At 50.3% G+C, this 19,797-nt stretch carries 22 protein-coding genes and 1 riboswitch; of the genes, 11 read left to right on the top strand and 11 right to left on the bottom strand.

What is annotated here, in order from left to right:
* The first annotated feature begins 20 nt into the window (after positions 1–20).
* From arsC to N24_RS06165, 3 genes are read left to right on the top strand one after another with little or no spacing between them, the layout of a single operon-like run.
* Positions 21–368 carry an arsenate reductase (glutaredoxin) gene (arsC, locus tag N24_RS06175; protein ID WP_096455259.1) on the top strand — a complete coding sequence of 116 codons (348 nt, stop codon included), beginning with the start codon at positions 21–23 and terminating at the stop codon, positions 366–368.
* Positions 369–404: 36 nt separating this feature from the next.
* Positions 405–1,238 carry a S1 family peptidase gene (locus N24_RS06170; protein ID WP_096455257.1) on the top strand — a complete coding sequence of 278 codons (834 nt, stop codon included), beginning with the start codon at positions 405–407 and terminating at the stop codon, positions 1,236–1,238.
* A gap of 4 nt (positions 1,239–1,242) precedes the next feature.
* Positions 1,243–1,632: a DUF3592 domain-containing protein gene (locus tag N24_RS06165; protein ID WP_096455255.1), complete on the top strand. Its 390-nt coding sequence runs from the start codon at positions 1,243–1,245 to the stop codon at positions 1,630–1,632.
* Here N24_RS06165 and N24_RS06160 read toward each other — a convergent pair.
* Genes N24_RS06160 through N24_RS06150 form a run of 3 tightly spaced genes read right to left on the bottom strand, consistent with a single transcriptional unit; the run spans position 1,629 to position 3,326 of the window.
* A complete protein-coding gene (locus tag N24_RS06160) occupies positions 1,629–2,051 on the bottom strand; it encodes an NUDIX hydrolase (RefSeq protein WP_231910916.1) in 423 nt (140 codons plus the stop codon). The two genes, N24_RS06165 and N24_RS06160, sit on opposite strands and share 4 nt — an antisense overlap.
* Entirely contained in the window at positions 2,038–2,406 is a 369-nt protein-coding gene (locus tag N24_RS06155; RefSeq protein ID WP_096455251.1) for a DUF2218 domain-containing protein, read from the bottom strand. Before N24_RS06155 ends, N24_RS06160 begins: the two co-directional genes overlap by 14 nt.
* Before the next feature lie 17 nt (positions 2,407–2,423).
* Entirely contained in the window at positions 2,424–3,326 is a 903-nt protein-coding gene (locus N24_RS06150) for a 2-dehydropantoate 2-reductase (protein ID WP_096459843.1), read from the bottom strand.
* An 85-nt stretch (positions 3,327–3,411) separates the two neighbouring features.
* On the opposite strand from N24_RS06150, the gene N24_RS06145 reads away from it, so the two are divergent.
* Together N24_RS06145 and N24_RS06140 are read left to right on the top strand one after the other, a co-directional pair.
* On the top strand, positions 3,412–4,368 hold the full coding sequence (locus tag N24_RS06145; protein ID WP_096455249.1) for a DUF808 domain-containing protein: 957 nt from the start codon (positions 3,412–3,414) through the stop codon (positions 4,366–4,368).
* A gap of 165 nt (positions 4,369–4,533) precedes the next feature.
* On the top strand, positions 4,534–6,159 hold the full coding sequence (locus N24_RS06140; protein WP_096455247.1) for a hypothetical protein: 1,626 nt from the start codon (positions 4,534–4,536) through the stop codon (positions 6,157–6,159).
* Positions 6,160–6,176: 17 nt separating this feature from the next.
* On the opposite strand, the gene tpx is transcribed toward N24_RS06140, so the two are convergent.
* On the bottom strand, positions 6,177–6,674 hold the full coding sequence (gene tpx / locus N24_RS06135) for a thiol peroxidase (protein ID WP_096455245.1): 498 nt from the start codon (positions 6,672–6,674) through the stop codon (positions 6,177–6,179).
* An 87-nt stretch (positions 6,675–6,761) separates the two neighbouring features.
* Between tpx and N24_RS06130 the strand changes: the two genes are divergently transcribed.
* Together N24_RS06130 and N24_RS06125 are read left to right on the top strand one after the other, a co-directional pair.
* Positions 6,762–9,104 (top strand): ATP-binding cassette domain-containing protein, encoded by a 2,343-nt coding sequence (locus N24_RS06130; RefSeq protein ID WP_096455243.1) that lies wholly within the window; start codon positions 6,762–6,764, stop codon positions 9,102–9,104.
* Between the two features lie 6 nt (positions 9,105–9,110).
* The gene (locus N24_RS06125; protein WP_096455241.1) at positions 9,111–9,824 is read left to right on the top strand and encodes a YwaF family protein; all 714 of its coding nucleotides are present in this window, start codon (positions 9,111–9,113) and stop codon (positions 9,822–9,824) included.
* Here N24_RS06125 and N24_RS06120 read toward each other — a convergent pair.
* The 6 genes from N24_RS06120 to N24_RS06095 form a co-directional block, all read right to left on the bottom strand.
* Positions 9,791–10,495 carry a PIG-L deacetylase family protein gene (locus N24_RS06120; protein ID WP_167382046.1) on the bottom strand — a complete coding sequence of 235 codons (705 nt, stop codon included), beginning with the start codon at positions 10,493–10,495 and terminating at the stop codon, positions 9,791–9,793. The two genes, N24_RS06125 and N24_RS06120, sit on opposite strands and share 34 nt — an antisense overlap.
* Positions 10,496–10,514: 19 nt before the next feature.
* Positions 10,515–11,579, bottom strand: a complete 1,065-nt coding sequence (locus N24_RS06115) for a calcium:proton antiporter (RefSeq protein WP_096455237.1) — start codon at positions 11,577–11,579, stop codon at positions 10,515–10,517.
* A gap of 47 nt (positions 11,580–11,626) precedes the next feature.
* Positions 11,627–12,133 (bottom strand): nucleoside/nucleotide kinase family protein, encoded by a 507-nt coding sequence (locus tag N24_RS06110; RefSeq protein ID WP_167382045.1) that lies wholly within the window; start codon positions 12,131–12,133, stop codon positions 11,627–11,629.
* A 6-nt stretch (positions 12,134–12,139) separates the two neighbouring features.
* Positions 12,140–12,895 (bottom strand): energy-coupling factor transporter transmembrane component T family protein, encoded by a 756-nt coding sequence (locus tag N24_RS06105; RefSeq protein ID WP_096455235.1) that lies wholly within the window; start codon positions 12,893–12,895, stop codon positions 12,140–12,142.
* On the bottom strand, positions 12,892–14,232 hold the full coding sequence (locus N24_RS06100) for an ABC transporter ATP-binding protein (RefSeq protein ID WP_096455233.1): 1,341 nt from the start codon (positions 14,230–14,232) through the stop codon (positions 12,892–12,894). Before N24_RS06100 ends, N24_RS06105 begins: the two co-directional genes overlap by 4 nt.
* The gene (locus N24_RS06095; protein ID WP_096455231.1) at positions 14,233–14,838 is read right to left on the bottom strand and encodes an ECF transporter S component; all 606 of its coding nucleotides are present in this window, start codon (positions 14,836–14,838) and stop codon (positions 14,233–14,235) included.
* Positions 14,829–14,938, bottom strand: a riboswitch (TPP riboswitch). (Overlaps the previous gene by 10 nt.)
* A gap of 286 nt (positions 14,939–15,224) precedes the next feature.
* On the opposite strand from N24_RS06095, the gene N24_RS06090 reads away from it, so the two are divergent.
* On the top strand, positions 15,225–16,412 hold the full coding sequence (locus N24_RS06090; protein WP_096455227.1) for a 4-hydroxybenzoate 3-monooxygenase: 1,188 nt from the start codon (positions 15,225–15,227) through the stop codon (positions 16,410–16,412).
* A 15-nt stretch (positions 16,413–16,427) separates the two neighbouring features.
* Positions 16,428–17,717: an MFS transporter gene (locus N24_RS06085; RefSeq protein WP_096459840.1), complete on the top strand. Its 1,290-nt coding sequence runs from the start codon at positions 16,428–16,430 to the stop codon at positions 17,715–17,717.
* A 66-nt stretch (positions 17,718–17,783) separates the two neighbouring features.
* Here N24_RS06085 and N24_RS06080 read toward each other — a convergent pair whose 3' ends face one another.
* Positions 17,784–18,197, bottom strand: a complete 414-nt coding sequence (locus N24_RS06080; protein WP_096455225.1) for a VOC family protein — start codon at positions 18,195–18,197, stop codon at positions 17,784–17,786.
* A 166-nt stretch (positions 18,198–18,363) separates the two neighbouring features.
* On the opposite strand from N24_RS06080, the gene N24_RS06075 reads away from it, so the two are divergent.
* Both N24_RS06075 and N24_RS06070 read left to right on the top strand, forming a co-directional pair.
* Positions 18,364–19,422: a lipoate--protein ligase family protein gene (locus tag N24_RS06075; protein ID WP_096455223.1), complete on the top strand. Its 1,059-nt coding sequence runs from the start codon at positions 18,364–18,366 to the stop codon at positions 19,420–19,422.
* A gap of 5 nt (positions 19,423–19,427) precedes the next feature.
* Positions 19,428–19,772 carry an MmcQ/YjbR family DNA-binding protein gene (locus tag N24_RS06070; protein WP_096455221.1) on the top strand — a complete coding sequence of 115 codons (345 nt, stop codon included), beginning with the start codon at positions 19,428–19,430 and terminating at the stop codon, positions 19,770–19,772.
* Positions 19,773–19,797: the final 25 nt, after the last annotated feature.

Raw genomic sequence — 19,797 nt, 5'->3', positions numbered from 1 at the left:
ACACTAGTAGGCTGATCGTTATGAAAGTCACTATGTTCCACAATCCGCGTTGTTCCACATCTAGAAACACTCTTGCCTACTTGCGTGACAAAGACATTGAGCCTGAAATTGTCCAGTACTTAAAGGACACCCCCACTGCCACCGAATTGAAAGAGTTATTTAGCAACTTGGGGATTGCTGTGCATGACGGCATAAGAACTGGCGAAGCCGAATACAAAGAATTAGGTCTATCGCCTGAAACTCCAGAAAATCAGCTTATCGACGCCATCGTCGCCCATCCCAGGCTCCTTCAGCGCCCCATTGTGGTGACGGATGAAGGAGCGCGCATTGCGCGCCCTAAGATTGAGGTCATTGATAGCATCCTGTGACAGCATTTTGTAGAACAACCATCTAGACTGTTCCCTATGTCTTCTGCGTCATTTACCACCAAGGCTCTGTCCGTGCTCGCAGCGCTCACAGTCGCTTCAAGCTCTTTGTTGGCAACAGCACCTGCGCATGCTTTGGCAAATGCTCGCAATGTCACCGGCTCTAGCGCACCTTCAGATGCAATTGTACGTCTACATATCGGCGCAACCGCATGTTCAGCAACAATGATCACCTCTACATGGGCTCTCACAGCTCGCCATTGCATTCCTGAGTCCGGTAATGCTGGCGCTGCGGTTGGTTCGAGCACGTTCAGCCCTTTCCAGCCTGTTGCCCAAGCAATTATTCACCCCACCGCAGATCTGGCTTTGGTTGAGCTTCCACATCAAGGCAGCACTGTTGATTTTTATGGTTCACATGTGCAGCCTGGTGAAATTGGTCGTGCTACCGGCTGGGGTGGATACGCCGCACTTGGCCAAAAAGTAGCTCAGGAAGCTGATGTGCAGATTCAACGCAGGGTGGTCAATGTGCCAAGCCCTGATCGTAGTGCGGTCATGTTGGAAGGCACCGTCACCAATGGCCGTTTGATGCCAGGTGATTCCGGTGGGCCGCTGTACATTGGTGGCCAACTTGCAGGTGTTCTCAGCATGTCCACATCCGTGGAAAATGCCGCTGCACAAGACGGCACCGTTGGTTGGTACGTTCCAGTTGCAGAATATACAGATTGGATTTCTCGATATACCGGTAAGCAGATTGCTCCAATTGTTGGAACCCCTGCACCTGTTGTTGATGCCACGGAGTATCCCACCGCGATCCCTGCCCCACAGCCTTACACTGGATCAACCATTGGCGGTTGGGCAGTGAGCAGCTTCTAAAAACATGCTGATCTCCCTGCTGATAGTCCTTATCGTGGGAGTAGTCTGTATCGGTGTAGGCGTTCACTTCATTCTTGAAGATCGACGGTTCAAAGCTCATGCCATTGAGGTTGAGGCAGAAGTGACCGGTTTTCTTGAACTTGAAGATGAACGCTATTTGATGCAATACAGCTTTGAGCTTGATCACGTCCAAGTCTTTGGAGTGTTGCCAAAGTCCACTCCCCGACCGATCACGTCCAAAGGTGCGATTATTCCTCTCCTGGTAAACAAGGATGATTCCACGCAGGTTCGAAGGCTCACTGCACGGCGTGATGCCACATTGAGATTCTTCCTCATTTTGATCGGCGGGCTCATGGTGTGCACCGCAGTGCCATTGCTGTTTTTCGTGTTTTAAGTTCCTGCCAGCACAGCAAACACATCTTTACTCAACGGCGCTAGCTTAGGGGACGTTGAATCTAGCGGGAAGAATGCTGCTTCGGCTAGTTCTTCAAAAACCTCTGGGGTGTCATTCAGCGTTAAGTCGACTGCTGTGAAAACATGGCAGTCAACAAAAAATCCTGGTTCGTTGGCTGCTGGCGCTTCAAAATGTCCAAGAAAATCAACCTCTTCTTCTTTAAGATCAAAGTGAAGTTCTTCGGAAATTTCTCGGATAGCTGCAGCTTGCGGTGTTTCTCCTGGTTCAAGTTTGCCACCTGGAAGCATGAACGCAGACGTGCCAGTTTTTCTAACGCTCAGCACCTGCCTGTGCTGATTGTAAATCACCACTGCTGCGATGCGGATTGGTTCAGATGGTTCCAGTTCAGACGGTTTCAAAGTAGAGCCCTTCTGATCCATCGCCACGTCGAAAAGCTATTTTCATCTCTTCGCGCCGCGCGAAACCGACCAGATGACGTCCGATAACGCTTTCTAGCCGTTCGACCAGCTCGGCTGGCGATTCAATATGAAGCAGCAGCACGCCCTCGCCTGCTACCAGATCGCACGTGGCAGACCCCTCGAACGCGAAGCGTTCATCTTCATGGTCAGCGCCCTTGCCAGCCAACACAACAGAGCCCCGTTCAGCTTCTGGATCCCAATTTGTGTTGAGCTTTTCACCCAAATGGCTAGTCAGCTGTTTTGCGTAACGTGAAGGACGATCAGTAGTAACACGCGCAGTGGAGGTAACGATCATGGATCTTGATTCTATCCCTAAAGTCCGTTTTCCTCTTCTTTCAGGCTAAGAGCTGCATAAATAAGATCATGAAGCGGAGTTTTTACTCCCACTTTGCGTGCTGCACGCACAATCGCACCAGTTTGCGCATCAAGTTCACTAGGGACGCCATCAGCGATATCGCGTTGCATAGAACTTGTCGAATCCTCTGGCATGCGATCCGCAAAATTCATCGTGCGCTCCACCGCGTCGCTCGGCAACGCAATCCCCAGTCCTGTCGCGACCTCGGCGACTTCTTCCATTAAAGCTTCCAGGGAAGCCCGGAAATGCGTGCGCAGGGTTCCTAATTGCTTTTCGACGAAAGCCCCCAACCCGCCGAACACCTCCACGAACATTGCTTTCTCCCAGACATCAACCAAAATATCGGGATGGAAGATTCCGTCAATCCCAGCTTCATTCAAGATGTCCGCAAACTGTTGGGAAAGCTCACCCGAATCGCCGAATGTATACGACAGCGGACCACCTAAATATGAGACCTGCGCTGGACCATCATGGACGAAAAATCCTCGAACAACGCCAGGCCATACACGGTCAGTGCCGACAACTTCAGCTGCGATATCAGCAGATTCCACAGAATTTTGGGTTATCGCCACGACAGCATTTTCAGGTAATCCCCGCAAAAGTTCCTCAGTGTTCGTGGACGTGGCTAATGCCTTGGTAGCAATCATCACTACATCTACTTCGGGTAATTCCTGCACACTTGCAACAGCAGGAACCTGCACGTAGCGGTCACTTTTAGCATCTTTAACCCGAAGGCCACTAGACTGTAAAACTTCTAAAGTTTGCCCGCGGGCAACTAAGGTGACGTCTGCCCCAGACTCTTGTAGCAAGGCTGCAAAATATCCACCTACTGCACCAGCACCAATGATCGCAATTTTCATACCTGCCATCTTGCCTGAGCACGATTAAGATTTGTAAGAATTACCCCTTAAAGTTTTGCCCCTTAATGTTTTAAAGGAGACTTCCATGGCCGGTGGACTAGCAGCGCTTCTAGACGATGTCGCAGCAATTACTCGAGCTGCCTCTGCCAGCCTCGACGATGTCACAACAATGGCTGGAAAAACTAGCCTGAAAGCGGCTGGAGTAGTTGTCGATGACACGGCAGTTACGCCACAGTATGTGCAGGGGGTGAAACCCGCCCGCGAGCTGCCGATGATTTGGCGCATCGCCAAAGGTTCGGTGGTGAACAAGATCATCATCATTTTGCCGATTGCTCTACTACTGTCAGCTTTTGCTCCGTGGGCCTTAACTCCAATTCTCATGCTGGGTGGATCTTATTTATGCTTCGAAGGCGCAGAGAAAATCTGGCACTCCATCCACAAAAGGATGAAAGGTGAAGAGCACAGCACCACACCGAAATCTCATGAGAGCCCAAAATCTGAAGACCAACTAGTCAGAAGTGCGATCACCACAGACCTCATTTTGTCTGCAGAAATCATGGTGATCTCTTTAAATGGGGTTGCCGACCAAACTGTGTGGATGCAAGCTGCCGTGCTCTTTGTCGTTGGTATCGCCATCACAGCACTTGTTTACGGTGTAGTAGCGGTCTTGGTGAAAATGGATGACGTTGGACTTGCCCTTGCAAAACGAGATTCCGCCGGCATTAAAAAATTTGGACGTGGACTAGTTAAGGCAATGCCGGTTATTTTGCAGATTATTTCCGTAGTTGGTGTTTTTGCCATGTTATGGGTCGGTGGACACATCGTGGTTGTTGGTACTGATGAACTTGGCTGGGGACTTCCCTACCACCTAATTCATGGCCTTGAAACGTGGGCTCAAGGAATGGGCGGAAGTGTTCTAGGATGGATTGGTAACACTTCAGGTTCACTGGTGTTTGGTTTAGCTTGGGGTGCAATCATCACAGTGATCGTTTCTTTGATCACCAAAATGATTCCAAAGAAAACTAATAAGTCAGTAAATTGATTTAATAGATTTTCTTAATACAGTTTTCAAGAAACCTTGTATAATAACGCACTTATCGTACATAGTTAAGCAAGAACGCATGAGAAAGGAATTGGCACAATAGGTACCACAAATCACTACCCCGCCGTTCCTCTGCTTAATTTCGAGGGTGACACATATAATTTAGTGCCTGCTTCTTCTGCGACACCGACTCAGAGCTATGCGCTTGAATATGTCAACCGCTTCGCACTGAAATCACTTATCACTCCCGAGCAGCACGAAGGACTTATTGAAGCTGTCATTGCGCCAATAGAGTCAGGGGCGAAACTAGGTGTATGGGTAGGCCATACCTTCATCGGTACAGTTAAAGACTCTGCGGTTTTGCTGAATTCTCAACTACTGCGCATTTTCGCCTCCGGCTACCTCATCAGCTGCCAGCTCCACCTCACCCCAGCCCGAGGCACACTGGCGTCGATAGTTTTACCCGATCTAGATTTTGCCCTGATTATGAATCAGCCACCCCAGGTCGAAAGTACCCTGATTCCTGGTGGTGCTTTGTGGTACGCAGAACCTACAGCAAGCGCTCTTTTCCAGTGTTTCCTTCCAAAATCAACAGTTTTATTTGAGCTTCATGAACAGCAATCAGTGCTCAGTTTGTTGTACAACGGAATCGAATGTGCGGTTTTAGACATTGATGATGCAGCAGCGTTATCCAGTGCCGTTCAGTATTGCTCTAGGCACGGCGTCCGTCCGATGGTCCATGGGCGAGTATTCCGCGTGGGAACCAGCGTCTGCATTGAACTTGATGCCTTGCCTTTCGAGAAGTGGACAAAGGATCAACGTCGCCTTGGTGCATTAAGGGTCCCAACTTTAGTGCCTTATCAATCTGATCTGAACAACTACCGAAGCTCGGTTAAACAATTTTCTGAAGCTATCTCCGAACAACCCACGCAAGCCAGGCCATGGACTCCCACGGCAGATAAAATAGTCGCCTACAGTCCCCATGCAGCTTTGGTTGCTGGCGGAGCCAGTTTGGCGGCCGTTTTACCAGCTAGCAATTTTGCCCCCAATTATTGGATTGCATATTCGATCACAGGAGCTGTTTTACTCTTGACAGCTGTTGTTGTGCTATTTGCTCGGCGTCGTGGTGGCAATACACAATTTTGGAATCTGTTGTCGTCGGTAGGACTCATGGCATCCGTTCCGGTGTTTGTTTTTATCACTGCAAACACCTATATCGATGCCACTAGTACATCGGTTGTGAGCGCAAAATCAACACCGCTGACCACATTATCTAGCAGACCCGTTGACGCAACTTCAGGTCCAAGCGATCTAGACCTGGCTAATGCAATGCCATCTAGCGTGCAGTCCCCTAATCAGGTTATGGTTCCGCTTGCGGCCCCGCAAAACCACGATGCGGTAAGTCCTGCTCCCCAAGGTTCTACAGTAATATCCAGCCCGAGCGTTCCTGGCGAATCCCCCTCCTACTCAGACTGGTACCAAGAAACAACGACCTCTGAACTTCACATTGGAACCAATGATCCTTCCAGAGAGGAAGAATCAAAAACTTCTCAAACGTCGACTTCTATGCAACCCCCACTTGCCCTACCACCCACGTTCGCTGAGATTGAAGACGAACCAGTTGAAACCACTACTAGTGAAGAACCAACTGAACTACCAGAGCAGACCGAGACCCCTGAAACAACTCAACCACCAACCGCCACGCCATATACTGAAATGATCACTACATCAGAAGCACCCGCATCAAGCACAGAAGCTTCGGTGGATACCACCGAAGCTTCCCTAAATTAGTCTGTACAGATGAGCAATTAGTTCAGTGCAGCTAGTGCAGCCTCGTAATCAGGCTCAGTGGTGATCTCATCAACCAGCTGGGTGTAGATAACCTTGCCGTTTTCATCTGCAACAACAACGCTTCGTGCCAGCAGACCCTTAAGTGGGGAACCTTCAAGGACAATGCCGTTGTCCTCACCGAAAGTAGAGCGGAATGCGGACGCAGCGGTGACGTTTTCAATACCTTCTGCGGAGCAGAAACGACCCAGTGCGAATGGAAGGTCCTTAGAAACACACAACACGGTGGTGTTATCTAGCCCCGCTGCTTCTTCGTTGAACTTACGTACAGAAGCTGCGCAGACACCAGTATCAACCGACGGGAAGATATTTAAAACGAGCTTGCGGCCCTGGAAATCCTTGGAGGAAATTTCTGCTAGATCAGTGGTCACCAGGTTGAAGTCCGCCAAATTATCGCCAACCTGTGGCAGTTCGCCGGAGGTTGCAGTTTCATTACCTTGAAAATGTGTTTTTGCCATGGCCCCATACTAGGGAGAGTTTTCAATTGGTGCTAGAAATCGTTTAACTGAATCAATTTGTCACCGGCAAACGGTACGATAAAACCTATGCAAAAAGCAGATTCCCACGATTGGATTTCGGTCCATGGTGCCAATGAAAATAACCTCAAGAATGTCTCGGTTCGCATTCCTAAAAGGCGCCTTACGGTATTTACCGGAGTTTCTGGATCGGGTAAATCCTCGCTGGTTTTCGGCACAATTGCAGCAGAGTCGCGCCGTCTGATCAATGAAACGTACAGCACTTTTGTGCAGGGCTTTATGCCATCGATGGCTAGGCCTGACGTTGATCATCTAGAAGGAATCACCACGGCGATTATTGTCGATCAAGAACAGATGGGCGCTAATCCGCGCTCGACTGTGGGTACTGCTACTGATGCCACTGCCATGCTGCGTATTTTGTTCTCACGGATCGCGGAACCCAATGCTGGTGGCCCGGGTGCTTATTCTTTCAATGTTCCATCAGTGTCGGCAGCTGGCGCCATCACCGTGGAAAAGGGCAACAAAACCAAGCGGGAGAAGGCAACCTTCAAGCGCACGGGCGGTATGTGCCCAGCGTGCGAGGGCATGGGCAGGGCCTCAGACATTGATCTCAAAGAGCTTTTCGACGCCTCCCTCTCCCTCAACGACAACGCCCTAACCATTCCGGGCTACACACCGGGCGGTTGGAATTATCGGATGTATACCGAGTCTGGGTTGTTTGATCCCGCCAAACCGATCCAGGATTTCACAGATGAAGAACGCCACAACTTTCTTTATCTTGAACCTACCAAGATGAAAATTGCTGGCATCAACATGACCTATGAAGGTTTGATCCCGCGCATTCAAAAATCGATGCTGTCGAAAGATCGCGAAGGAATGCAAAAACACATCCGAGCTTTTGTTGATCGCGCAGTGACGTTTATTCCATGTCCAGCTTGTGGTGGCACTCGTCTAGCTCCCCATGCTTTGGAATCTAAAATTAATGGCAAAAATATCGCTGAGTTGTGTGCCATGGAGGTTCGCGATTTAGCTCAGTGGATCAAAACGGTTTCCGCCCCCTCGGTTGCTCCCCTGCTTACTGCCTTGACTGAAACTTTAGATAACTTCGTGGAAATCGGCTTGGGATATATCCAACTCGATCGCCCAGCTGGAAGTTTGTCTGGAGGCGAAGCCCAACGCACCAAAATGATCCGGCACCTTGGCTCTGCGTTAACTGATGTCACCTATGTTTTTGATGAACCAACGGCAGGTCTGCATGCATACGATATTGAACGCATGAATAAGTTGCTGCTGGATCTTCGCGATAAAGGCAATACCGTGTTGGTTGTTGAGCATAAACCTGAAACCATTGCAATTGCTGATCATGTGATTGATCTAGGGCCCGGTGCGGGCGCAGGTGGAGGTGAAATTCGGTTTGAGGGAAGCGTCGAAAAGCTAAAAAGCAGCGACACCGTGACCGGCCGCCATTTTAATGACCGAGCGTCGTTGAAGGAATCTGTGCGTGCGCCGCAGGGCGCGCTGGAGATTCGTGGAGCTAATCGGAATAATTTGGCTGATGTGGATGTCGATATTCCGCTCGGTGTCCTCACCGCAATTTCAGGTGTGGCGGGTTCTGGAAAGTCTTCGTTGATCCATGAAATTCCCCGCGATGAGTCTGTGGTTTTTGTTGATCAAACTGCGATTCATGGCTCTAATCGCTCAAATCCTGCAACCTACACCGGCATGTTGGATTCAATCCGAAAGGCATTTGCCAAGGCCAATGATGTAAAACCCGCGCTGTTTTCTCCCAACTCTGAAGGTGCGTGCCCGAATTGTAAGGGTGCTGGTTCGGTGTATGTTGATTTAGGCATGATGGCTGGGGTGTCTTCGCCTTGTGAGGTCTGTGAAGGCAAGCGATTTGATGAGTCCGTGTTGCATTTTCATTTCGGTGGCAGGGATATCGCCGAAGTGTTGTCCATGTCTGCGGACAATGCATCGGAGTTTTTCTCTGCGAAGGATTCAAAGATTTTGCCTGCGGCGAAAATCGCAAAACGGCTTGTCGACGTCGGCCTCGGCTACATCACCCTAGGCCAACCACTCACAACCTTGTCAGGTGGAGAACGCCAACGACTAAAACTCGCTACGCACATGGCAGACAAAGCATCTGTTTTTATTTTGGATGAGCCGACAACTGGTCTGCACCTGGCGGATATTAAAACGCTGCTGAGCCTTTTCGATCAGCTTGTTGATGACGGCAAAACGGTGATCGTTATTGAACATCACCTGGGTGTGCTCGCACACGCAGACCACATCATTGATATTGGCCCGGGCGCTGGATCCGACGGCGGCAAGGTTGTCTTCGAAGGCTCCCCTGCCGATCTAATCAAAACCAGTACCCATACGGGACGCCATCTACACAACTATGTAAATTAAATAGATATGGAATATACTGCAGCTCTTGGTGCGATGCCCCAATACGAAATTGAGCATATTTCTATGCTCATAACAGCTGCCGTGTTGTCACTTATAGCAGTGCCACTTGTGCGGCGTTTTAATTTTGCCCCATTTCTTGGCTGGCTACTGCTCGTGCTGACAACCGCATGGACCTTTTGGGGGTTCCTGCCTGCTTATTACACCGTGGAGCAATCCTGGCCTTTCCACTTTTCAGATTTGCTTCGTGTGATCACCGCAATTGCACTGATCACCAGAGCTCAGTGGGCTACATCGGTAACCATTTTGTGGGGCACCACCACTAACCTCATGTCCTTGCTGACCCCGGATGTGCAATACATGCAGGTACCATGGCTTGAATTCACCATGTATTGGTTCATGCACATCACCGTATTCCTGGCAGCAATAATTTTACTGTTTGGATTCGGTGAAAAACCAGGGATTTTTGGGGTGGTGATATCCGTTGCCTGGGCAATCAGTTGGGGCATTCTTTGCCTCATCGTCAATGCATTTTTGGGCACCAACTACGGGTATCTCTCCACCGAACCAGAATCAGCATCAATACTTGACCTGCTTGGAGGCTGGCCTTTTTATATCGTCGCCGAAGTATTGATCCTGTGCGCAGTGTGGGTGTTGTGGAGCTACTTGATCAACAAACTTCCCATTGCTTACCGTCCAAAAACCCGGAACCCCGCAGCATAACCGCCTTCAATACTAAGCGCTGCTGGGATAAATTCTTCAGGTTTCGGGTGATCAGGCAATGCTGCAAGATATTCCTTGTGCGCTTGGAGGGAAGCTACACCGGCATCAACAGATTCCTTGGATAATTCCATGGTGTGGGTGGGCTGTGGATGGCCCGCAATGATAATCACGTCCGCTCCCCACGGCTGGTGGCCTTCTGCTAGCAGCTCTGGTTGCGCCCAAGGATTAGCAGCATCACGCGTGCCATCAATTCCCGCTAACCCCGCAACGCGGTGGTCAGCCTGATTAAGCCCACCATACGCCTCCACCTCAAAATTGGTGACCACCACGGCATTTGGTTTCCGTATCCGGATCTCACGGGCAATATCTTTACGCAGTTCAAGATTATAAACAAGCATGGAATCCGGATGATCCAGGATTGTTAAATTTTTAACTCCTACCTGCTCACATGCAGCTTGTTGCTCCGCTGCACGCAAAGGACCAGTTTCTGCTGGATCAAGTCCTTGGATTCCTGCTTCACCGTGAGTAAGAAGCAAGTATGACACTTCAATACCCGCATCTGTCCACTCTTTAACCGCAGCAGATAATCCATATTCAGGATCATCCGGGTGAGCTACAACCACCAACACACTGGACCAATCTTGCCATTGCAAAGTTTCAAGTGCACTCATGACCACCAGGCTACCTAAGTCAGCCAAACATGCTCATCATATAAACTCCAAACACCATCAGCAGTACTGATCCATGAACCGCACTTACTTTCCTCGCGCTAAATGCAATAGCAGTGACCGCGATCGTGGTGCCGAGCAACAATAAATTAATGGGAGTTTCTCCCAAAATTACTTCTTGGCCAGTGATCGTTCCAATGATCAACACTGAAGGAATTGTTAGGCCGACTGTGGAGACAAGTGCTCCATGAGCCAAATTGCTGACCCTTTGAATTTCCCCAGTCCACGCGGCTTTAAGTGATGTGATGGTTTCCGGCAAAAAGACAATGGTGGCAATAATTAACCCCGCCATAGCTACCGGAGCGCCAAGACTATCCAACACCTCATCCATCGCCTGCGCCATATTATGGGACAGCATCACGATGGGAAGGACCGTGATGATCAGCACCACACCACGAAATGGAACTTCCCATTTGATAGCGTCTTGAGCTTTTTCTGCCACTTCAACTTCTTGGAATTCACTTGCCTGTGCACCTGTCTGGCGCAGCAGGAAGAACCCATAAACAACGACAGTTAAAACAGCTATAACAATGGATTGCCCTGGTGTGTACTCACCTAAAAATGCTGGCACGGCAAAAGCAATCACCGAAAATGTGGTAATCAGCGTCAAATACGTAGGAGCCCCCACACCATTGTGTGGCATACTTCCGTGCCTTAATCCACCGATCAAAAGACACAGTCCCACGACTAATCCCATGATGATCATAGATACGGCCATCACGGAATCTCGCCCAGCAATCGCACTATCCCCTGGCCCAAGCATGACTGCACAGATCAAAATGACCTCAATAATCACGATGGACAATGTGAGAATCAACGAGCCAAAAGGATCTCCCAAGATATGAGCCAATCGCTCGGCCATTTTCACTACGCCAAACGCGCAGAATAGGATGACCGCTACGATCACTGCCAACTCCAAAATAGAAGGCAAGGCAATCAAGGGGATCAGGAAAATTGATGCCCAGCCAATAATGATGCGGGCGTAATCAAGTGGTTTCAACAAAGGTTTTAACAAAGAAAACGGCATGTTCTCTGGTCAAACTTTCTTAAGAACTCTGGGCCGTTCCCAGGCTGTCAAAAAATAACTTCGGGTCGTCCCGCAGTCTTATCCGAACCTAGCACAATCTCGTGATCGACCTCAATACCTTGAGCAAAATGCTGTCGCTCCTGATCAGCCCATAAATCCCAAAAAGGTGCATAGCCTGGATCTCGCTTTAACGCACGGTGTTTTCGCACGTGTTCTGGACCGGTGATACGGATTGTAAGCAGACACCCCAACGCCGCTGCTCTAGCTTTTGACGACTGCGTTATCGAGCCAGCGCCTTCGATAATTATGCTTCGACCAGGTATTAGAGAAACCCACTCTCCTTTCTTATTGTTGTCCCAATCCCACCGGTGGTAACCAGGATTGTCCGCAGTCAGAATACTGTGAGCGACAATCTCTGAGGCAGCAGCAAGTCCAGTCCACCCGGGATAAAAATCATCCAGGTGGACTAGTTGGAAACCTGTTTGGGCTGCTAGATCTAAGGCCAAGGTTGTCTTGCCTGCACCAGATTGCCCATCAATTAAGACAATATTCATGTGCGCTTAGGTTCCGAGGAATTTAAAGAATCCCGTCTGAATGGCTATGAAAATGGCACTTGCTGAGATCGCCGCACACACCACAATCAAGACGGCATCACGGATTCCGACCGTAGATTCACGCGCCCACGTGCGACCTTGAGTTCCACCAAAACCGCGAGCTTCCATTGCTGTTGCAAGTTTTGACCCACGACGAAGCGACAGCACCAACAGCCCAAAAGTCATGGTGAAAAAGTGCTTAATCCGTCCTTGATCAGCGATACCGCGGGCACGTCGTGCACGGGACATGGAATACCAATCTTCACGGAAAAGTGTCATCAAACGGCTTCCCGCCACTGCCCCAATCACAAAACGCTCGGGTAATTTCAGCAGTTGGGCCAGGCCATCGCCGAGATCAGTGGGATCAATTTTGGCGATTAACACAACCACAGGTAGGCCGATGGCAAGGACTCTTAATCCAATTGCAGCTGCCAGCGCTAGCGAATTATCCGTCACGTGAATGAGTAAAAAGCTGAAATACTCTTTGCCTTCTGGTCTTCCATATAGAGCCATGGACAGCGCAGCCACGGGTGCCATGAGAAACAAAGGCCAGCCACGTTTAAGCAACATTTTCCACGTCACACCAGCAAACGGCGCCATGATGATCGTTGCCGCCAGCGCGATTGCCGCCGACATGACATCCACGCTCAACAACAATGGCGTGGTTAATACCATGAGCGCGATGATTCTGGTGACGGGATTGATATTGGCTAGAAGATTCATCGTGTTGTCACCTCAATGTGATGATCGCCCAATGCTGCAATGAAATCTGGATCATGGGTGACAGAGACCACGCTGATGCCAGTTTCGGTCAATTCACGCAGCAATAGCACCAGCTCTGTAAAAGTTTCAGGATCTTGACCAAAGGTTGGCTCATCCAAAATAAGAAGCTTCGGCGCAGCCACCAATGCGGTTGCTACCGACAGTCGACGTTTTTCGCCACCACTTAAAGTAAAAGGATTGGCGTGTTCTAGATGACGCAACCGCAGACGGTCAAGTAATTCCTCAATCCGGTCTCCAGCATCCACTTTCATGATTTTGGGCCCAATTTCCAGCTCATCACGAACGGTGCGGGCAACGAACTGATGCTCAGGATCTTGAAACACCGTGCCAATGCGGGCAGCAAGCTCGGCGGAACGCCACTTGTGCGGCGGATTTTTTAGTCCTTTTCTTAAACCTTCGGAAAGCTCCAGCTGCCCACTTTTAGGCGGAATCAGTCCACCCATCGTCAACGCGAGCGTAGATTTTCCAGCGCCATTGGGCCCAGTGATCACCGTGGAGGCGCCTTCCGGCACCTCAAAACAACGCATGCCGCCCCAGGTACAAAGCAAGTCCTGCGCCCACAAAATCGGATTGCTTTTCGACGGCTGCGCCTTAGGCAACCTACCAACTCTTTGCAACTGCTCAGGCTGGATATCCCGGCCATCAGAAATACTGATAATGCGGTCAATGGTGTTTAACCACAGTTCATGGCGGTGCTCCACCACAATAAGTGTTGCGCCCGTTTCCGCCACTACTCGATCCACAGCTGCGACAACATCACGTTGTCCCTGGGGGTCAAGGTTCGCGGTGGGTTCATCAAGCAAAATTAACCGCGCACCCATCGCAATAACACCAGCTAGCGCCAAGCGTTGTTTTTGGCCTCCCGAAAGATACTTGGTGGGATGGTTAAGAGGGAGATCCAAACCAACTAATTTCAGTGCGCGTTCTACTCGTGGCCAGATTTCCTTGCGCGGGATCTGGAGATTTTCACACCCAAATGCCACATCATCACCGATGCGAGAAGCAATGACTTGGGAATCTGGATCTTGGAGAACTAAACCGATGGAGGGGGCGTCGACAAGCAATTCCCCCATGCTTATGCCCTCGTCGGAGCCGCCGAGGACGCCGGCCAGTGCGGCGAGGAGCGTGGATTTTCCGGCGCCTGACGCGCCGGTAAGAAGTATGCGCTCACCTGGTTTAACCTCAAAGTTAACGTTTTCGAGCGCAGGGTTTTGCCTGGATGCATGGCGGTAGCCAAAGTTGCGCGCCACAACGCGCGTGCCAAGTGTGGTGGTCATTTAAACCTCGCGGCCAGCGGCAAATCGATCCAGTGCACCAGTTCGCGCAAGCGCTTTAACCAAGAACCAGCTGAGCAGTCCAGCCAAAATCGCGCCAGAGATCAACACTGTGACGGAATAGATGACGTTGAAGGACAGGGATTTTGCCAAGTTTCCGTAGAAGAACATCTCAAGGAAAATTGCGCCAACACCGGCACCCATTCCTGCAAACATGGTGGTTGGAAGGCTGTAACGACGGTAGAGGAACAACGCAAAGATAATTTCTGCACCAATGCCTTGCGCAATTCCGGAGTAGATGGTGGAGATACCAAACTGTGAGGCTAGCGCCGCTGAAACACAAGCGGCGACAACTTCCACGAAAATCGCAGCGCCAGGTTTGCGGATTACTAAACCACCCAACACTCCGCCCAACAGCCAAATACCGATGGCAATTCCACCCAAACCAGGAGTTAGAGCGTTAAATGCCGTGGTCCAGGCATAGCCGATGGAGTTCCAGACGATGAAAATCAATCCACACGCGACACCCAAAACGGATGCGATGACAATGTCAATAACACGCCAAGAAGACTTTGGTTGATTAGTTTTTTGCATGGCGGGACTAGCCATTATTTCCTCCCTATCGCCGGCATTATCCGGATCAGGTTCAACGGTCCTGGCTGTGCCAGATCTCAGCCCGGATTTTCACCGAGCACCCGTGTCTATCAAATTAAGTACGCGTTCACACTAGCCTAAACCGGGTGAAAAACCTAGAAACTGGTGAAGAAAAATACATATCCACGCCAAACCCTGAAGCACACCCCTAGCCACACCCTTGTCGAGTGATTTCGGACGCTTTTACGCTGGCTGTGACTTTAACCCCAATTTTTTAACCAGTTCGCAGCGCGAACAAGTTGTCATAGCACGCACCTTCCCATACATTGAGGCCTAAATCACTGTGAGGGAAGTCATTAACTGGGCATCACCCACAGTGGGCACACGAAAAGGAGTTTCCCATGAATCACGTACCAGTGGCCATTATTGGCGCAGGACCCGCAGGGCTAACCCTCGCGCACCTCCTCCATCTTCAAGGTGTGGAATCAATTGTTTTTGAGTCCCGCACCCGCAAAGAAGTAGAAGAAACCGTGAGGGCTGGAATCCTTGAACAAGGCACCTTGAATTTAATGCGGGAAACCGGTGTCGGCGCCCGCATGGAAGCCGAAGCCGACCACGATGAAGCCATCGACATCTCCATCAACAACGAACGCACTCGAATCCCACTAACCGAACTTACGGGACATAAAGTAGCGATCTACCCACAGCATGAATACTTAAAAGATTTCATTGCTAAACGCATCGAAGATGGCGGTGAATTACTCTTTAGCACCACTGTTGATTCCGTAGAAAACTACGAAGGCGACCTAGCGAAAGTTACATACACCGAGGCTGATGGATCATCGACCACCATCACCGCCGATTATGTCATTGCTGCAGATGGATCCAACTCGCCTTACCGCAAACTCATCACCGAAGACGGTGGTGTGCGCGCACGCCACGAGTACCCCTATGCATGGTTTGGCATCTTGGTCGAAGCACCAAAAACCCAAAAAGAACTCATCTACGCAACCCACCCAGAAGGCTTTGCCTTAATTTCTACCCGCACCGATGAGATCCAGCGCTACTACTTACAGTGCAACCCCGACGACACCCCTGATATGTGGTCTGATGATCGTATCTGGGAGCAACTCCACCTACGCGCAGACTCCCCCAGCATTACCGTTTCTGAGGGACGCATCTTTGACAAAGCAGTACTTCGCTTCCGTTCTGCAGTTACCGAACCAATGCAAAAGGGACGACTGTTCCTCGCAGGCGATGCCGCACACACCGTGCCGCCAACCGGCGCTAAGGGCCTTAACTTGGCAGTAGCTGATGTTGCAGTTCTTGCCCCAGCGCTAGTTCGCGCGTTGAAGAAAAAGGACACCGGACTGCTAGACAGCTACACCTCCCTGGCAGTCCCCCGCATTTGGAAAGCACAACACTTCTCCTACTGGATGAGCTCCATGCTGCACGCTGTTCCTGGCGAAGATCACTTTGCCACCCAGCGCCGATTTGCTGAACTGCGCTCCGTTTTAGAATCCCAATCAGGCCAACGCTATCTCGCTGAGCAGTACGTTGGACGCGACCTACCAAAATTCGAGGTATAAACACCCGTGACAACAATTTCTGCAAACCACACGACAAAAACCAAAAGTGTCGGAACAGTCCTCGCACTTTTATGGTTCGCAATCGTCCTCGACGGCTTCGACCTTGTCGTACTAGGTGCAACAATCCCGTCCATGCTGGAAGATCCCGCGTGGGATCTCACCGCAGGACAAGCCACACAGATTTCCACCATTGGTCTTATCGGAATGACCATCGGCGCGTTGACCATCGGATTCCTAACTGACCGTCTAGGACGTCGACGTGTGATGCTGTTTTCCGTAGCAGTGTTTTCTGTATTCACACTTCTACTGGCTTTCACCACCAACGTTCCGCTATTTAGCCTGTGGCGTTTCCTAGCCGGCGTTGGCCTTGGTGGAGCACTTCCCACCGCCATTGCCATGGTGACTGAATTCCGACCAGGCTCAAAGGCCGGATCTGCATCTACCACGCTCATGACCGGCTACCACGTTGGAGCTGTAGCCACCGCTTTCCTCGGCATGTTCCTCATCGAAGGCTTTGGATGGCACTCCATGTTTATCACCGGTGCAGTCCCAGGGCTTATTCTTTTACCTCTACTGTTCTTCTTCCTCCCGGAATCCCCGCAATATCTTAAAGTTTCTGGCCGGATGGATGAAGCCCAAGCTGTCGCAACTTCATATGGCCTGAGTCTTGAAGATGATCTAGACCGGGAGCACGAAGCCGAGCTCGCTGAATCTTCATCACTATCTTCCCTTTTCAAGCCATCGTTCCGTCGAAACACGCTGGCAATTTGGGGCACCTCATTCATGGGTCTTCTCCTTGTCTACGGTTTGAATACTTGGTTGCCACAAATCATGCGCCAAGCCGACTACGACATGGGCAATTCACTCGGCTTCCTCATGGTGTTGAACATCGGTGCTGTGATCGGCCTTTATGTTGCAGGACGATTTGCCGATAAGAACTCCCCTCGCAAGACTGCACTGGTGTGGTTCGTCTTCTCTGCTGTATTCCTTGCCCTACTTGCAGTTCGCATGCCGCTAGTTGGACTTTATGGAATCGTGCTACTCACAGGCATCTTTGTGTTCAGCTCACAGGTTCTAATCTACGCATTCGTCGGTGAAAACCACCCAGCCAAAATGCGCGCAACCGCAATGGGATTCTCTGCAGGAATTGGCCGCCTCGGTGCGATTTCCGGCCCGTTGCTCGGTGGCCTTCTAGTTAGTGTCAACCTTGCTTATCCTTGGGGCTTCTTCGCATTCGCAGGAGTTGGACTGCTGGGAGCCTTGATCTTCTCAACATCTAAGACTCTTAGGCACCGGGAAGACTAAAAAATAAAGAAACTAAAAGTTCGTTGTTCGTTTCAGGTAGTGAAAAAACAACGAACTTTTTCTCATTTATTCAGCTGAAATACTCCACATCACGCCATACTTATCAAAAACCTGGCCATAAGAGCCACCCCATGGAGCTTGCTCAAACTTCATGGTCTCCTCACCGCCAGCTGCCACAAACTTGTTGATCTTCTCCCGGCCGTCTTCCACCGACTCTGCGTTGTACAACATGGAATACGCGGTATCCCGGATCGGGTACTCCCCATCCATAGAATCACCACCCGAGATCAGCCCGCCGTTAGGTAAAGAAAGTACGCCGTGCGCCAACGCATCCGCCGGAGGATCAAAAGGCATCCCCTCCATTGGAGTCTGCCCGTACGTCATCAAATTTAGCTCGCCGCCAAAAACATCTTGCCAATGTTTCAAAGCTTCTGCCGTGTTGCCGTTGAATGTGATGTAGGTGGAAATCGTGCCGGCCATGGGTTTCTCCCTAATGAGAAGTTTTCGGAATTTTCCACCCGCCAGCCTACACGTCTATGGCGCGGATCACAGATCCGCTTGCTTTTGCTTTTCGACGCCCGCCTGCGGCGGGTGGGGCGTGGCGGAGGGGCGCGTCGAAAAACAAAAAGCGGTTATTGTGGGGCGCATGAATAACCATTTTGAGCTTAAAGTACCTGGTGGAAAACTTGTTGTCGTTGATGTTGCAACGGATTTGGACACAATCGCCGAGGTGAAGATTTCCGGTGATTTCTTCATTGATCCCGATGAGGCATTTTTCGCTCTGGGTGAGGCGTTAAAAGGGTCCTCTGTTGGTGACCACACAGATCGCTTGCAAGCAAAAATGGATGCAGCGCTGGCAGAATTTCCTGGTGTTGAGCTTCATGGTTTCAGCACTGCAGATATTGCGTTGGCTGTTCGTCGAGCTGTTACTGGCGCGAAGGATTTTACTGACTTTGACTGGGAGATCCTCCACCCTGGCGTATTGCCAACGCCGCTCAATGTCGCATTAGATGAACTCATTTTGTATCAAGTCTCCAGTGGTCAGCGCGGCCCCACCATGCGCATTTGGGATTGGGATGATCGTGCGACGGTGATTGGCAGCTTCCAGTCATATGTCAACGAAATCAACCAAGAAGGCGTTGATGAACATGGTGTGACCGTGGTTCGGCGTATGTCTGGTGGCGGTGCCATGTTCATGGAGGGTGGAAACTGCATCACGTATTCGCTCTACGCACCTGAATCGCTTGTTGCCGGATTAAGCTATGAACAATCTTATGAGTATTTGGACCGATGGGTGTTGGCCGCGCTGAAAGAACATGGCGTTGATGCGTGGTACGTTCCAATCAATGACATCACCTCAACCGGTGGAAAAATTGGTGGTGCAGCCCAAAAACGACGTGGCGGCGCAGTCCTTCATCACGTGACCATGTCCTACGATATTGACGCCGACATGATGACCCAAGTGCTACGCATTGGCAAGGTTAAAATTTCTGACAAGGGTTTGCGCAGCGCCAAAAAGCGTGTTGATCCCTTACGCCGACAAACCGGAGCTTCACGTGATCAGATCATCAATACATTAAAGTCTACTTTTAGCTCAAGGTACGGCGCTAAGGAAGTTGAACTCAGTGATGAAGATTTCGCCTCCGCCCATGATCTTGTGAAAACCAAATACGCCACCGAAGAATGGACGAAGCGGGTTCAATAACCTTCATGGATCTCCACCACATTGCAGCCAGGCATGCTCAGACTCTTCCTTTAAGCACTAAGGAATTCCCCTTTGGCCCTGAGCACGAAGTATACAAAGTGCGGGGAAAAGTGTTCTTGCTGCTCACCATCTTAAAAGGGAAGCCGATCATCACTTTAAAATCCGATCCAGAAATCGGAGCATCCTTGCGCAGTGGATTCCCCACAATCGAACCTGGATATCACATGAATAAAGTGCATTGGTTAAGTATCAGCGCAGGTGAGCGCATCACTGTTGATCTGATTGAGGGCCTGGTGGAGGAATCTTATCAATTGGTGGTATCCACATTGCCGGCCTCCAAACGCCCTTAAACTATGGCTTAGCAGGTGGCATGAT

It is taken from the genome of Corynebacterium suranareeae (assembly GCF_002355155.1).
Lineage (GTDB): Bacteria > Actinomycetota > Actinomycetes > Mycobacteriales > Mycobacteriaceae > Corynebacterium > Corynebacterium suranareeae.
Note: the sequence above shows the minus strand (reverse complement) of the source record. Positions and strands in the feature narration are given on the sequence as shown.

Bases quoted from the DNA above. Each gene is read 5' to 3' on its own strand.
- N24_RS06095 (WP_096455231.1), bottom strand. From the start codon at position 14,838: ATGGCTAGTCCCGCCATGCAAAAAACTAATCAACCAAAGTCTTCTTGG.
- arsC (WP_096455259.1), top strand. From the start codon at position 21: ATGAAAGTCACTATGTTCCACAATCCGCGTTGTTCCACATCTAGAAAC.
- N24_RS06110 (WP_167382045.1), bottom strand. From the start codon at position 12,133: ATGAATATTGTCTTAATTGATGGGCAATCTGGTGCAGGCAAGACAACC.
- N24_RS06100 (WP_096455233.1), bottom strand. From the start codon at position 14,232: ATGACCACCACACTTGGCACGCGCGTTGTGGCGCGCAACTTTGGCTAC.
- N24_RS06090 (WP_096455227.1), top strand. From the start codon at position 15,225: ATGAATCACGTACCAGTGGCCATTATTGGCGCAGGACCCGCAGGGCTA.
- N24_RS06080 (WP_096455225.1), bottom strand. From the start codon at position 18,197: ATGGCCGGCACGATTTCCACCTACATCACATTCAACGGCAACACGGCA.
- N24_RS06070 (WP_096455221.1), top strand. From the start codon at position 19,428: ATGGATCTCCACCACATTGCAGCCAGGCATGCTCAGACTCTTCCTTTA.
- N24_RS06075 (WP_096455223.1), top strand. From the start codon at position 18,364: ATGAATAACCATTTTGAGCTTAAAGTACCTGGTGGAAAACTTGTTGTC.
- tpx (WP_096455245.1), bottom strand. From the start codon at position 6,674: ATGGCAAAAACACATTTTCAAGGTAATGAAACTGCAACCTCCGGCGAA.
- N24_RS06165 (WP_096455255.1), top strand. From the start codon at position 1,243: ATGCTGATCTCCCTGCTGATAGTCCTTATCGTGGGAGTAGTCTGTATC.
- N24_RS06130 (WP_096455243.1), top strand. From the start codon at position 6,762: ATGCAAAAAGCAGATTCCCACGATTGGATTTCGGTCCATGGTGCCAAT.
- N24_RS06150 (WP_096459843.1), bottom strand. From the start codon at position 3,326: ATGAAAATTGCGATCATTGGTGCTGGTGCAGTAGGTGGATATTTTGCA.
- N24_RS06115 (WP_096455237.1), bottom strand. From the start codon at position 11,579: ATGCCGTTTTCTTTGTTAAAACCTTTGTTGAAACCACTTGATTACGCC.
- N24_RS06120 (WP_167382046.1), bottom strand. From the start codon at position 10,495: ATGAGTGCACTTGAAACTTTGCAATGGCAAGATTGGTCCAGTGTGTTG.
- N24_RS06170 (WP_096455257.1), top strand. From the start codon at position 405: ATGTCTTCTGCGTCATTTACCACCAAGGCTCTGTCCGTGCTCGCAGCG.
- N24_RS06105 (WP_096455235.1), bottom strand. From the start codon at position 12,895: ATGAATCTTCTAGCCAATATCAATCCCGTCACCAGAATCATCGCGCTC.
- N24_RS06125 (WP_096455241.1), top strand. From the start codon at position 9,111: ATGGAATATACTGCAGCTCTTGGTGCGATGCCCCAATACGAAATTGAG.
- N24_RS06145 (WP_096455249.1), top strand. From the start codon at position 3,412: ATGGCCGGTGGACTAGCAGCGCTTCTAGACGATGTCGCAGCAATTACT.
- N24_RS06155 (WP_096455251.1), bottom strand. From the start codon at position 2,406: ATGATCGTTACCTCCACTGCGCGTGTTACTACTGATCGTCCTTCACGT.